A 13,889-nucleotide genomic window follows, 5' to 3' on the forward strand; every position below is an offset into this window, starting at 1 on the left:
AGGAACTTTCAATACCAATCTGATTCACTCAACATGATCATTTTTTGATTTATGAAATATCTTTTTTAAGAACTACATGGGTATAAATATATTAGGAAATATAAGAATAGAAGGGGAAAATAACTAAAAATAGTTTTTTTATTGGCATTAAATCTCAAAATAGTAGAAATTTCAAAAGAATAGTAGTTGATTTTCAACCTAAGATTGAATTAGTATATCTATAAAATACGATATAGTGAATCGTAACTTAAGCATCAACGTCTGGATAACTGGTCTTTCTGATAAGTTAAAGAGTATTTGATTGAGAAGATACGAGATTCTTTATCTGGTTATGACTAGTGATTTAGGAAAGAGGGGATATGCACAAATTTTCAAAAATTGAGCTGGTAACAAATCATTTAACTAAAACGCTAGAGGATTATCTAAAATTAAAAATGAGCTGTGATGGCATATATACACATACTACAAAAAAAGAAGATGAAAATTATAAAATTGAAGTCGTTATTGATCCACCAAGTGATGTTTTAGAAACCTTTAAGAATATAGCACATGACATTAAAGATTATTTAGATACTATTGATTATAAAGGAAAATTTGAGTTTAAATTTATTGTGTAGCGATATATAAACTACATGCAATAAGTCATATTTTCATTGAACTAAACTTTGAGGGTTTTTTACTCACTTGTTATGATTTATATACCCACAAGTCCAGCTCTTTGTGGGTATTTTCACATCATTTTAAAATAAATGCCAATAACTACCAAGTTTCATATCCCACTCTTTGGGTTCAATGACCATTCTTCCAGCATTAGGTGTTAGGGTTATTTCACTGAAATAGATATTATTTTTTGATATCAAAAAATCTATTCGACTATAACCATATTTCAGGCAGAGCGTTTGTGATAACTCAATTAAGATGCCTAGCCGAGCTGGTTTTTTTAAATATGCAGGGCTATTGCTTTTTAAATCAACTGTAAATGGTTGGAGTGTCCACGAAGTATCGTAAATATTTGAATATTCATTTTTGAGACTATCTTGTACATCGACTTCGATAAATTTGGGTTGACCTTCAAAGCAATGGACTCTACATGTGGCAATGGTTAATTTAGTTTCTTGGTCAATCAATAATTCAACATATTGCTCAGCTAAAATTGATGGCTTAATATTTTTGTAATGCCATTCTCTTTTCCTGAAATACATATTTTGCTTTAAATGATGCGTTAATTTGTTTTCCGCATTTCTTTGATCAAATTGACACTTATCATTGCAGACGATTGCGCTGCCGCTATCATGATTGCATTTCAAAACAAATCTATCGGGCAGTCGACTAAAGTCAATTTCATTGAAAGATTGGTATACACCGATCAATGGGACCAGATGAGAAGAACAAATTTTATTGCTGATCACTTCTCTTACAGCCAATTTATCAGCCAATAAGGTATGTAATGGATCTCTTTCAAAAATCATTCTTGCTGTAACTTTTTCATTAAAACTTTTGGGCTGATCAAAATTGGGAATATAACCAAGTTTATTAATAAAACGTTTGGTTAAATATTGCTTATCTGAGACAAAATATGCTCTTATAACTTTTGCAAAATAGGTGAGATTGTCAATCATTTGTCAAAACCCAATTAATGATCGTATAAGTATAAATAACCAAAGCTTAAAAAATTTTTAAAAAGCGAATGACTTTATGTATGAGTATTATAGTAATAGGCTTATTACTCTAAATATTTCATATTTATTTTCACTTACGGGGTGATTGGAAAATTTATCGGGCTACGTTTTTGAATTATAAATTATTATATTTAATCAATATGTTGAATCCAGTTTTTATATGTGTGATATGACATATTTGAATCAAGCGCGTGGTTATTGTAATCCATGAAAATTTAAGCTTTAGATCGCTTAGACCGACAATCCTTAGGCGATTTGCTAAAGATTTAAGCAATCTGTTACATAAAATTTACGATACATATATGAAGCTTTACCAAAAGGTAAAATATTTTCTTGAATCTTAATATGAATTGTGTAAAATTTAACCAGTGAAGAAGGTTGTGCTTTTCACTTTGACTTGGTATTTAAGTCTTTAATAAACCCACCTATTTTTTAGGTGGGTTTATTAATTTTAGCCTAATCAATAAATGATAAGTATCTGGCTTCTATCTAAAAGCATAAAACGATTTGAAAAAATGAATATTAGTATCGATGGAAAGCTGAATAGTTAAGCTTTATTGAAAGAATATTGAGGATTTAATGTGATTTTAAGCACACTTTTAATAAATATGAATGAATTAATATTTGGAATAGCTACTGTAAACGGATGTTCTGCGTTCTAACTTGACATCATTGGAGTTCAAATAATGCGCTATTTGATCCAATGATGTGGTCTATTATAGTTTTGCTTAAAATTTATACGAAGGTATGGGTTGTTTATTTATAGATTTGATGTAAATTCAGAACAACATCTTTAAAATTAATTCTTATGAATATTTGTATAGGCGGTCCCTGGCATGGAAGTAAGTTGCTAGGAAATGATAATAAAAAGTCTTTTAAAGTAAAAGGTAAATTACCCAATTCAACAACAAACTATTTTAAAAGAAAGATTCAGTTTAAAAACGTATTTTATATTTTTTGGGTATCTGATGAACTGATGTTATTAGATGAGAATGAAATTATTAAAAATTTTTTACTTAAAAAATTAAATATTATTGTTTAAATAAACTTCATATAAATGAAAGATGCTAAGGCATCTTTTTTTATATTTTTTAATTTTGCCTTGCTGCATTTGGGTTACAGTGAAATGGTGATCATTTTGGATTATCCATGAATTTTCAATTTTGATTATTTGATAAATTATTTTAACAAATGGTAAAAAATATATTTTAAGTTGCTTAAATTGTTTGATATTTTACATAATTTATTGTATAAAAAAGAAACAACAATAAAATGAGGGTGAAATCATGATAGACAAATCAATAAACATCGTTTTTTTCTTTTCCGTATTTATTGCCTTAACTTTACTGGTACACCTGTTGGGAAATGTGCCAACTGGCGTATGGTTTCCAAAATAAAACTGCTCAATGGAAAAGCTCATCTTGAGATGGGCTTTTTACTTTATGGAGGGATTGATTTTGATCCAGTTATTAAAATGTATGTTTGGCTTTCATCGGGTGATTGATACGCATTATTGTAAAGACGGAGAGTTGGCGGTGTGTCATCATTGTCTAAAAGTTGTTAAAAAATAATCATGTAAATGAAATGACATGGAATACATGATATTTCAATTTTTATACTCAATTCAAAGTTAAGCTGTTCATAATATTTTTTTACTTTGCGAGTGTGAGTTTTTAAATGCCAATACCTAAAATGAATGAGACTAAAACAGATTCCAATCAAGCGCCATATTTTTCAATTGAGCAGCTTAAAAGATTTTTGAAAACACAAATTAGATTAAAAGCCGATGAAGGAGAGTTATTTGTAAGTGAATACATCACTACAGATTTCGCACAACATGACATCGTTAATCTGGGTGAAGAATTTAAGAAAGCAGGCTACAAGGTGAGGATCAAAAATGCTGGTAAAGAAAAAATATTTTCTGTTTTTTGGAATTAAAACACTGTAAGTTTTAATGTCTCCTGAAGGAAATAACCACAACTTTATTCCACCACCTAAACGAACTAAATTTTACTTTTTAATAGAGTTTAATTTTTCAATCAAGACAGTCCCAACGATGAAAATCATTTCCATAGTCTGTCTCGTTTTATTATGGGGGCGAACTATATGTTGAAAATAAGATACATATCAACAAGATCAATCTAAGACTCTGCATTTGCAGGATCAAATCAGTGAATAGATGTCAGCTATTGGCCGCGTAGAGGCAATATGGCATAGTTCTGCTATCGTGATGTAGTCAACTGAATAGCCCCTGAATTCATTGTGGAATTCTTATGCGAGGCTTATGGAAGAACAAAGTGAATAATTTAGAAAATCAAGATTTAGAACAGCAATCTCAGCCAGAGCAAAAAGATTCTAGCGTAATGAATGATATCGTGAATTCGATCAATCCTTTGGATGCCGTTGATCTGATCTTGGAAACAGGTCGGTTGATTGTGAATACAAGTAAAGATATTGTTTCTGACATTGCCAACAACATCGATATTGATATAAGTCTTTAAGATTAATTCGCAAATGTACCCATCGAAAGTTGGGACTTTAATTTATGTGACTGATCTTTACTGTAGATGACATTTAAATCAATGATGAAAAAAATTCTCTTGGCATTTCTTATATTGAATTCGAAATTTAGCTTTGCTGATCCAATAAAACCAACTTTTCTTGAAGAAAAATTAGATATTGAAAAGTTTAAAAAAGAGCTAGATGATAAACATACGTCTAAAATAAAAAAGTCGCTTTTTCTTGTAAAAAGAGAGCCGAAATTGGACCAGCCTAGATATAAAGCAGTTATGTTGAGAGTTGCTAAGGATAGGCAGGATAATTCTTTTAAATATATGAAAATGATCAATTATGTAGACTGTGATAAAAATAGAACTTATACATTTTTGTCATTTTATGATGAAAATGGCATTACACATGGTATTGGTTCATCTAATGACGATCTTGCAGGAGATAGTCCCTTAAGAAAACAAGTCTGTATCATTGAATGATGGTGAATAGTTGAAAAAGTATGCTTATTTTATGATTTAAAATTGACACATTTCACGTTATTTAGTAAAACTGTGATTGTTAATTCATTATAGTGAATAAGCATACAATAATCCTTAATCAGCGCAAAATTAAGGGGAAGCCTCACAGTGATGTGAGGCTTTTTTATTCGAATAACTTATTCCAAAGTAGTGTTCGAAATCGCTCGTGAGTCGTTGTTTGTGACTTTGTTTAAAACTAATAGAGATCATGCTCAGCTTTAAAGCGTTCCAGATTCCGAAGTGCGTCTTGATAACGTGAGCGTACTTGACTGCTATTGCTACGAAGATCAGATAATTTCTTTTTATAGTCGTCGCGATCTTTGGTAGATAGATCTTTGCTGTCTAATTTTCCAAGATAGTAATCTAGATTGTTTTGTGAAGTATTAAATTCTGAATTCGCATGATAAAAGTTACTGGCCACTTGATAATAATGACGTAAGGATTCACGTTTCTCTGCAGGGCAAACTCTAAAATTACCGCGACCTTCTAAAGCTTCATAAAAGATATTTTCAGGTTGACAGTAAGCCCCTAAACCTTTTAGGTAACCCATTTCATAAAGATTTTGACTAGGAATAATATTGGCTTTTTTACAAGAGGAATAGTATTTATCTATGTGGGATTTATTTCCAGCAGCGCCATCTTTTTCACCAACGTTAAACCAATTTGCAGTTTTACATTGTTCAACACTCATTGCAGCACAACCGGAAAGTAAAACCGTAAAAGTAGATAAAATTACTATAAGTTTCATGAAAAATTCTTCCAAACGATTTTTGAATTACTTTTAAAAAATGATTTTATCATGACAAGGTCAATAATTTCCTGATCATCAATACGGATTTACATGAAAAGTGCATCTAAAATTTGAGATAAAAAAGTGTTTTTATCATGATCCTGCAGCTATTGCCGATATCGTATTTTAACTTTGGCGTATCTTCAGATTGTGCATAATGTTTGTATTGCAGTTGATAGATATAAACCCAAGGATTCATCTTCAAAAGAACAGAACTGCTAAATTCTTAACTTCATTTAATTTAAAAATAACGGATGGGCAGTTAAATTTAATAGATTGATAATTTATTCAGATTTTTTCTAAAAATAGGATTTTCATCTAACGCTATAAAAATAAAGCGGATTAAAGCAAGACTACAAATCCAAAACATAGACAATCATTGAGCTCAGTGCAGTAACGATTATACAGAAATTTATAGTTACTTATTTAATTTCATAAAACTTATATACTATGATTTTATAGTTAAATTTACATTGATCTTTAAAGTGGCTTAATTCTAATGTTTGGGAAGATCGTTTTTACTGTATCGGTAGTCTTATCCATAGTTTTTTTTGTTCTCGGTTTAACTGAAGCTATTGTTGAGTTTATCGTTATTGGATGCCTTGGTTTTATCGCATCGGGCTTGGTTTTTAAACAAATGAAAATATCATTCAAGCAGAATGACGACTAATTTTGTGGTTTTAACCAAGAGTAGTTGTGGCTAATTTTTATTGTCAAAAAATGCTATGCAATCATGGTGTTGAATTTAAAAATTAATCGGATATTTTTAACCGTAATTATTTTTACAGATTTCTTACTTACTTTTGTCAGTGAAAAACAGAACAAACAAAAATTATAAAAGTCGCTAAAAAAGAAAGATCTAATTTTCTATAGGAATGTAAGCACTGAGCTAAAAAGTAAAAAAGGTTGATAGAGCCCTCATTGGAGGGTTTTTTTGTGTCAAGGTGCTGAAAAATATTAAAAAAAATCACATATTATTATAATAATATAATATTTTATTATCATTTTATGATATTTTTATGTTGTTATATAGCGTTATAAATCTATATAAATCATCTTATATTGAATAAAAGGGGTAAAAAATAATGGCTAAAATTGACTTAAATCCATTGGCTGAAATTGATGGCTTCACAGCAGCAGCACTTGTAGACTATACAAGCGGATTATCACTTGCCGCTCAAGGAACGGGGATCGATCTAGAGCTTGCTGCAGCTGGAAATACGGAAGTTTTAAGAGCAAAAATTAAAACAGCAAAAGCACTAGATTTGAAAGATACGATTGATGATGTTTTGATCACACTCGGGAAGCAGTACCATTTATTACGTCCACTTGAAAAGAATAGCGATTTATTTTTATATCTGGTATTGGATCGCCAAAAATCGAACTTAGCGATGGCAAGACATGAACTTCGAATTTTTGAAAAAGAGTTAGATTTTTCTTAAAAGCAGCAATTGGCTATTATATTGGATACGATGTAATAGCCATTTTAAATCATCAATACTAAGAAAATAGAATGCATATTTAGCATATAAATACAGCCCGAATATAGGCTATATAAAGATGTTAAATCTTGAGTGAAATAGTCGACTTAAGTCTATGAATGTAAAGTTATAAATATGAATACCATAAAATAAAAAAATATCATTGAAAATCTCATAAATGTTATTAGAATTCTATTTCTAAATAAATTAAGAGATTGGGGATATGGAAAATAAAACAGCAAGATTAACTATTTTGATAGACCCGAACAAAAAGGAAGCTTTTGAAGAATTGTGCAACCGTCAGGATCTAAAGCCTTCACAAGTGGTTCGCCAATTGATTCGTGAGTATTTAGAAAAGCATGGTGTTGATTACGCGACTAAACCGACTTTACCAAAAAAGTAATATTTAAATTATCAATTTTATCAAGAAATGGGACTGTGCTTTTTAGGGGGAAAAGCGGGTCTTATTTATATTGAATCAGAGAAAACTGAGTAAGATTGATCAAAAATGTTGTACTAATTATTGATGATTTTGATATTTATAAATTTTTAATATATTTGATTCTGTAAAGCTGACCAATTTGAGCTTGATGATATTGAGTAAAATAAGCAAAAGAGAGCTTACAGGCCGTTTTATGGCTTGTAAGCTCTTTTTTTTGAAAAGAAAGTCTAGAAACAATACGACAAAATAGATTTTTTTGAATTTATTTTTGACAAAACTTCAGCTTGGTTTTGACCTTTATAGCGTTGTTTTTCATATGATTATGATTAAGTATTTTTCTGTTAATTGACCATAAATTAAAATTAAATAAATGATAATTATTATTATTAGTAATTGCATTTGAGGTTTTGCTCAAATACAATGCGCAACAATTCTTTCACAATTCCTCCTTAATTTAAGTTGCGTATTAACATGAATAAACAATTAAGATTTCAAACGCTGTCAATTTCTATACTCACCGCAATGTCAATTTCAGCATATGCAAAAGATACTTCTGAAGAAGCGACAAAGTTAAAAACAATTGTAGTGACTGCGAGTAGTCAGGCAGTAGATGTTAAAGAAGCACCAGCAAGTATTAGTGTTATTACAAGCGAAGATATCGAAAAACAACCTGTGGGTAGTCTTGGAGAGTTATTGAGTAAAGTTCCTGGGGTAACAGGTGGAATTAGTCCTTCGAAGGAAGGTTCTAAGATTAAATTGCGTGGTTTACCAGACAATTACACACTGATTTTGGTTGATGGTAAACGCATCGGGTCTTCAAGAGATGTAAGTTATCGTCCAGATTTAGGTCGTCAGGATTTAAACTGGATTACACCCGATATGATTGAAAGAATTGAAGTCGTTCGTGGTCCAATGTCTTCCTTATATGGTTCAGATGCCATGGGAGGTGTAATTAATATTATTACTAAGAAGATTCCCAATGCTTGGGGCGGTAATGTCACTTTAAATTATACTCAGCCAACAACTTCATCTGATTTAGGCACTTCTTTACAAACAGGTGTCATGGCTGCTGGTCCATTAACTGATACCTTAGGTCTGCGCTTGACTGCAGGGATGACTGAACGAGAGGCAGATAAGAAATATTCAGCAGGTAACGGAACCACAGGTTCTCAAGATCAAAACTACAATGCGATGTTGCACTATCAGCCAACAGATAAACAGTCATTCAGTTTTGAAGCAGGGCACAGTATTCAAAAGAATGAAAAAGGTTCTCAAATTAACCCCAAAACAGGGGCAGAACAGGAGACCAGTTGGGGAGCTAAAAAATTAGAACATAATTCATATAGCGTATCGCATGATGGTGAGTGGGCAATTGGTAAATCTAAGTTAAGTGCATACTACAATGACTATGATTCAAGTGTGCTTGGTTCTAAGACTAAATCAAATGAATTGATTGTTGAAGGTAGCTTAACCATGCCATTTGAGCTAATGTTTAAGCAAGTCTTAACTGTTGGCGGTCAATGGAAAAAACAAGAATTAACCAATACTGACACAATTGGTACTCTACCTGGTGGCAGTTGGGATGGGAAAAGCTATACCGACCCTAAGGTGGATAATAAAAATTGGGCATTATTTCTTGAAGACAATATTTCACTGCTCGATAATTTGACATTAACAGTAGGGAATCGTTTAGATCATGATGATAAATATGGTGATCACCATAGTCCACGCGGTTATTTAGTTTATAGTCCAATGGATGATCTTGTGATTAAAGGGGGGATTGCAAAAGGTTTCCGTGCACCAACTGTGAAAGAATCATCTCCTGGTGGGGCAACTGAATCTGGTGGGAATGGTTGCAATGGGTTAAGAGGTAAAATTTGGTATGACAGTAAGCAAAAGCCAGATACCTATACGGGTGGTAGCTGCTTTATGACAGGTAATCCAAACCTTAAGCCTGAGGAAAGCACAAACTATGAAATTGGTGTAAATTATACTGGTTTTGGTACAGATTTAGGTTTGACATTCTTCCATACAGATTTTAAAAATAAAATCACTTATTCGCCGTTAGGTCACGAAGGTGGTATTTGGTTTACTCGAAATGAAAATATTCAAAATGCAGTAACGCGTGGTCTAGAAATGGTTGTAAATTTCCCAGTTTTAGACAATCTAAAATGGAATAATAATGCAACGTATTTCTTAAAAGCAAAAAATGAAGATACTGGTGCAACCTTACTGACCACTTCAAAATTAACGGTAAATTCAGCCCTAAATTGGCAACCGATAGATCCACTCAATGTAGAATTGTCTGCGCAATATTTAGGTAAGCAATATTTAACTGATAAAAGCGCTACTCCTACGATGCAAAAACCGCATACGATTGTAAATTTAGCAAGCAATTATCAAGTCAATGATAAGCTCACTGTACGTGGTGGCTTTACTAATTTACTTGATAAAAAATTGTCAAATGGTGCAGATGCATACTTCGTTGAGCGTCAAAAAGTATTTGTAGGCGCAACCTTTAAGTTCTAATCAATCATATTGAAGCGAAGACTGACTTCACTTCAATAATAAATCATGCGTTAGAAAAACCATCTTCGGATGGTTTTTTGTTATGTATTTTTATTAGGAAGTGATTTTATTTCGATGAATCAAGTGCTGTATATAAAATAGTAAAGCAATGATCTTCAGAATTTAGGAATTTTTTGTTCGTACTAAAATTTCCCCCAATATTTTTTTGATAATTTTATAGTTTAATAAAATCAGTAGGTTATATGTTTTTTAAAAAACTTTGGGTATTTTATGGTTTTTATATTTAACTTGCTGTTATCAGAATGTTTTTTGATTTAAAATTATAGTTCACTGCCATATAGGCAGCTTAGAAAGCAATGTATGCATGCGACAGGGATATTAGATTGTTCACTGCCATATAGGCAGCTTAGAAAATTAAAAATGAACCGCCATTCGAATCGATAAGGTTCACTGCCATATAGGCAGCTTAGAAAATGTTGTCATAGCCTCACCAAATTCCCAAATAGTTCACTGCCATATAGGCAGCTTAGAAATACACCATGAAACAACAGGGTATTCCCACAAAGTTCACTGCCATATAGGCAGCTTAGAAAGTGTAAAAGTAAAGCTCGCCCAATATCTCTAAGTTCACTGCCATATAGGCAGCTTAGAAAAATCAAAAGGCTCTCCTAAGCTTGAAGATACGGTTCACTGCCATATAGGCAGCTTAGAAAATCACGGGTGAGGCGGGTGACAACATTGGCCGGTTCACTGCCATATAGGCAGCTTAGAAAAAAATCAACATGTGGAAAATCATACATGTATTGTTCACTGCCATATAGGCAGCTTAGAAATCAACAAACTTTATTCCTATGGCGCTTAATATGTTCACTGCCATATAGGCAGCTTAGAAACAGATGTATTTAAGCCTGCGGTACTGCCATTGGTTCACTGCCATATAGGCAGCTTAGAAAAAAAACTTGTACTTCAGATGGTTGTTTTTGTCGTTCACTGCCATATAGGCAGCTTAGAAATTAGTAAATATACCTTCCCAGATTTTGGACATTGTTCACTGCCATATAGGCAGCTTAGAAATATCTAAAACAACAAAAGGCAAGGTCAATGAAGTTCACTGCCATATAGGCAGCTTAGAAATTTTGCAGAACGGCTTGCTGATCGTCGTAACCGTTCACTGCCATATAGGCAGCTTAGAATTTCGCCGATCATAGACATTAAATTCTGAATATGTTCACTGCCATATAGGTAGTTTAACAATCAACGGAAAAACAATAGATGAGGTATACCAGCAGAGGAGTTAATTTTAGTTATATTGATAACATTTGAATTTGTAGAGAAAATCACCTTTAAGCTAACTTTCTCTACATCTAACTCATTGGTTTATTTAAAGCTAAATCAATAAAGATCTTTCATAAATCAAAAAATGATTATATGGCGTAAATCATATTGCTATTGAAAGTCCCTTCTCCCACTGGGAGAAGGCTAGGATGAGAGGGATTTTATCTCGATCTATGTTTTAAAATGGGCTTATGAAAGAAGTCTAATGTTTAGCTAATTATAAATAGGTTTTAGAATTACCAATCGTATTTTAACCCCACTCTAAAATTAATCGGTGCACCGTAGTAGCTATTACCTGTTGTTAAATAATACTTTTTATCAAAAAGATTATTTATATTGAGATTAGCTGTTAATTTATTGTTTATTTTATAACGTGCCATTAAATCAACAACACTGTATTCACTCTGGGTAAATTTATGATCTGCTGACTGAATTTCACTTTGCCAACGAATACCTCCGCCAACGGTTAGTGCTTCATTAAGATAAGGAAGTTTATAGGTTGTATAAAGTTTGGCAGTATTACTTGGAATATTAGAGTTTAATAGCTTGCCATTACGGTCTCGGCTTAAATTTCGGGCAAAGCTTGAGGAGATTTGCCAAGCATCTGTGAGTTTTCCTGTGGCTTCTAATTCAATACCACGACTCTTGGTTCCAGATTCTGCTATATATGCTTGAGATCCATCAGGTGCTAAATGCGAGCCATCAGGCTGTTCAGGAATCGCGACCGCAAAATTATCTTCTTTATTTTCATAGATTGCGGCACTTAGATTAAGTTGATTGTCAAAAAAAGCACCCTTGATTCCAAGTTCTGTACTATTTCCTTCTAATGGATCTATATAATCTCCCGCTCTAGTTTTTAGATCTTGTGGAGAAAAAATATTTGTATAACTCGCATAAGCAGACCAATTGGGGGTGAGATCATAAACTAAGCCAATATAAGGAATGAGTTTATTTTCTTCTTTTCGGGTTGTGACTGTAATTTTATTTTCTTTATAGTCATTATCTTCTTTTTTTAACTTCCAATTTTCTAAGCGTGATCCCAACAACAGTGCTAAATCATCACTTAATTTAAACCGAGCTGCAGTATAAAATGATGAACTTGTATTATTTTCTTTGGTCCATCCTACGGCAGGGTTATTTGGACGTGCAGGCGTATTCCCATCCCATTTATATATATTATCAATATTTCCACTCCAACCATCAATCCACCAATTGGTAAAGTACGGCTGGCTATTTTCACTTCTGGTTAATGTTGAACCAAAGATCACATCATGGGTTTGGTTAAATAAATCAAATGAGCCGTTTAAGCTGACATTAAACAAGTCTTGAATTGGTTTATAAGCCCAGTGAGTAGAATAAATCGAAACCCCACTACCAGTTTCTTTGTCGGGTGTTCCACCACTTGCATAGCCAACTAATTCATCTGAGTCCGTAATGAGACGTGCTAATGAAGCCTTTAATTTCCAGTTATCATTAAATTGATGATTGACATCGGCAAAGAGTGAAGTGGTTGTTCGATCTGAGTAAGACCAACTGGGTGCTGCTGAATCTGAACGCGACCAGTTTGTTCGTGTCCCATCACTATAAAAAGCAGGCAAACCACCACGAGCTTGTCCAGTAATATAAATTTGTTGATAGCTTAAGCCTAGACTTGCTTGAGTCTTATCTGACAAATCAGTGTCAACAACCGCATAGGTCACTTTGCGTTCTTCATTGAAGCGGTCTATGTATGAGTCCGAGTTCTGATAAGCAACGACAGCACGTCCACGAAGCGTGCCCGATTGATTAAGAGGTGTTGAGATATCTCCATCGAAACGGTATGAATCCCATGAGCTAAGATCTGTACTGATTGATGCTTTAAAATCTTGTAATGGTTTTTTCCGAACCATATTAATACTAGCGCTGGCGGAACCTGCACCAGTCATTAAACCTGTCGCTCCTCGTACCACTTCAATTCTATCGAAAAGTGCAGTGTCTTGGCTTTGAAAAATAGAAGAGTAGGTACTTAGAAGTTTTACACCATCAAGTAAATAGCTATCTACACTTTTACCGCGTGAATAAATTGGTGAAGTATCGGAACCTACATTTCCAGACTGGTTAACGGTTAATCCAGCAACTTGGTTTGCAACATCAGTTAGTTGTGTAAGGTTTTGATCTTGCATTCTTTGCTGGGTCATGACACTAACTGATTGCGGTGTTTCTTTTAGGCTGAGTGCCAAGCCTGTTGATGCGGTAGTAGCTTTAGCGGTATATAAACCTGAGCCTTCGGTTGTAAGGCTATTGGTATTATTGGCAGATACAGTGATGGTAGGAAGCTGAGTAGAGTTTTGTTCTTGGCCATCAGATGGGTTCGGTGCTGCAAATACAGATCCATGTATTAAAAAAATAGATCCGCCCCAAATTGCAGTTCGAATTGCAATTGCTAATGCATGTTTGCTTTGATGTTCCTTCATTAGATTCTCGTATGAGTTATATTCATCTACTTAGTCGTTTTTATTTTAAAAAAAGCTCATTTTTTTATGATTTAAATGAGGGATATCGTTGGATGTAACAACAATAGCGAGCAGGCGCGAATAGGGAAGAGGGTTATAACTATTTGTATGA

10 protein-coding genes and 1 CRISPR repeat array are annotated in these 13,889 nt (G+C 33.1%); of the genes, 7 read left to right on the forward strand and 3 right to left on the reverse strand.

The features are described from left to right. The first annotated feature begins 359 nt into the window (after positions 1–359). On the forward strand, positions 360–617 hold the full coding sequence (locus AC07U8_RS08600) for a hypothetical protein (RefSeq protein WP_096733911.1): 258 nt from the start codon (positions 360–362) through the stop codon (positions 615–617). A gap of 123 nt (positions 618–740) precedes the next feature. Here the strand turns inward: AC07U8_RS08600 and AC07U8_RS08605 are convergent, their stop codons facing one another. Next, entirely contained in the window at positions 741–1,619 is an 879-nt protein-coding gene (locus AC07U8_RS08605; RefSeq protein ID WP_209826344.1) for an ATP-grasp fold amidoligase family protein, read from the reverse strand. A gap of 1,737 nt (positions 1,620–3,356) precedes the next feature. On the opposite strand from AC07U8_RS08605, the gene AC07U8_RS08610 reads away from it, so the two are divergent. The 3 genes from AC07U8_RS08610 (at position 3,357) to AC07U8_RS08620 (ending at position 4,669) form a co-directional block, all read left to right on the forward strand. Continuing rightward, positions 3,357–3,617, forward strand: a complete 261-nt coding sequence (locus AC07U8_RS08610; RefSeq protein ID WP_224965320.1) for a hypothetical protein — start codon at positions 3,357–3,359, stop codon at positions 3,615–3,617. Between the two features lie 359 nt (positions 3,618–3,976). Then, on the forward strand, positions 3,977–4,180 hold the full coding sequence (locus tag AC07U8_RS08615; RefSeq protein ID WP_034612074.1) for a hypothetical protein: 204 nt from the start codon (positions 3,977–3,979) through the stop codon (positions 4,178–4,180). Positions 4,181–4,261: 81 nt separating this feature from the next. Then, on the forward strand, positions 4,262–4,669 hold the full coding sequence (locus AC07U8_RS08620) for a hypothetical protein (RefSeq protein ID WP_303577037.1): 408 nt from the start codon (positions 4,262–4,264) through the stop codon (positions 4,667–4,669). 235 nt (positions 4,670–4,904) lie between these two features. Here the strand turns inward: AC07U8_RS08620 and AC07U8_RS08625 are convergent, their stop codons facing one another. Beyond that, positions 4,905–5,456: a DUF2799 domain-containing protein gene (locus AC07U8_RS08625; RefSeq protein ID WP_494737700.1), complete on the reverse strand. Its 552-nt coding sequence runs from the start codon at positions 5,454–5,456 to the stop codon at positions 4,905–4,907. A 1,127-nt stretch (positions 5,457–6,583) separates the two neighbouring features. Here AC07U8_RS08625 and AC07U8_RS08630 point away from each other — a divergent pair. The 3 genes from AC07U8_RS08630 (at position 6,584) to AC07U8_RS08640 (ending at position 9,950) form a co-directional block, all read left to right on the forward strand. Further along, positions 6,584–6,940 carry a hypothetical protein gene (locus AC07U8_RS08630; protein ID WP_004721210.1) on the forward strand — a complete coding sequence of 119 codons (357 nt, stop codon included), beginning with the start codon at positions 6,584–6,586 and terminating at the stop codon, positions 6,938–6,940. Positions 6,941–7,202: 262 nt separating this feature from the next. Beyond that, the gene (locus AC07U8_RS08635; protein WP_004721206.1) at positions 7,203–7,382 is read left to right on the forward strand and encodes a ribbon-helix-helix protein, CopG family; all 180 of its coding nucleotides are present in this window, start codon (positions 7,203–7,205) and stop codon (positions 7,380–7,382) included. Between the two features lie 510 nt (positions 7,383–7,892). Continuing rightward, positions 7,893–9,950: a TonB-dependent receptor domain-containing protein gene (locus tag AC07U8_RS08640; protein WP_494737701.1), complete on the forward strand. Its 2,058-nt coding sequence runs from the start codon at positions 7,893–7,895 to the stop codon at positions 9,948–9,950. Between the two features lie 325 nt (positions 9,951–10,275). Next, positions 10,276–11,204: direct repeats of the CRISPR family, unit length 28 nt; unit sequence GTTCACTGCCATATAGGCAGCTTAGAAA. A 317-nt stretch (positions 11,205–11,521) separates the two neighbouring features. On the opposite strand, the gene AC07U8_RS08645 is transcribed toward AC07U8_RS08640, so the two are convergent. Continuing rightward, positions 11,522–13,738 carry a TonB-dependent siderophore receptor gene (locus AC07U8_RS08645; RefSeq protein ID WP_494737702.1) on the reverse strand — a complete coding sequence of 739 codons (2,217 nt, stop codon included), beginning with the start codon at positions 13,736–13,738 and terminating at the stop codon, positions 11,522–11,524. Positions 13,739–13,889 lie beyond the last annotated feature (151 nt).

This window comes from Acinetobacter sp. GW821-FHT01E09 (genome assembly GCF_059422385.1).

Bases quoted from the DNA above. Each gene is read 5' to 3' on its own strand.
- AC07U8_RS08600 (WP_096733911.1), top strand. From the start codon at position 360: ATGCACAAATTTTCAAAAATTGAGCTGGTAACAAATCATTTAACTAAA.
- AC07U8_RS08635 (WP_004721206.1), top strand. From the start codon at position 7,203: ATGGAAAATAAAACAGCAAGATTAACTATTTTGATAGACCCGAACAAA.
- AC07U8_RS08625 (WP_494737700.1), bottom strand. From the start codon at position 5,456: ATGAAACTTATAGTAATTTTATCTACTTTTACGGTTTTACTTTCCGGT.
- AC07U8_RS08630 (WP_004721210.1), top strand. From the start codon at position 6,584: ATGGCTAAAATTGACTTAAATCCATTGGCTGAAATTGATGGCTTCACA.
- AC07U8_RS08640 (WP_494737701.1), top strand. From the start codon at position 7,893: ATGAATAAACAATTAAGATTTCAAACGCTGTCAATTTCTATACTCACC.
- AC07U8_RS08620 (WP_303577037.1), top strand. From the start codon at position 4,262: ATGATGAAAAAAATTCTCTTGGCATTTCTTATATTGAATTCGAAATTT.
- AC07U8_RS08645 (WP_494737702.1), bottom strand. From the start codon at position 13,738: ATGAAGGAACATCAAAGCAAACATGCATTAGCAATTGCAATTCGAACT.
- AC07U8_RS08605 (WP_209826344.1), bottom strand. From the start codon at position 1,619: ATGATTGACAATCTCACCTATTTTGCAAAAGTTATAAGAGCATATTTT.
- AC07U8_RS08610 (WP_224965320.1), top strand. From the start codon at position 3,357: ATGCCAATACCTAAAATGAATGAGACTAAAACAGATTCCAATCAAGCG.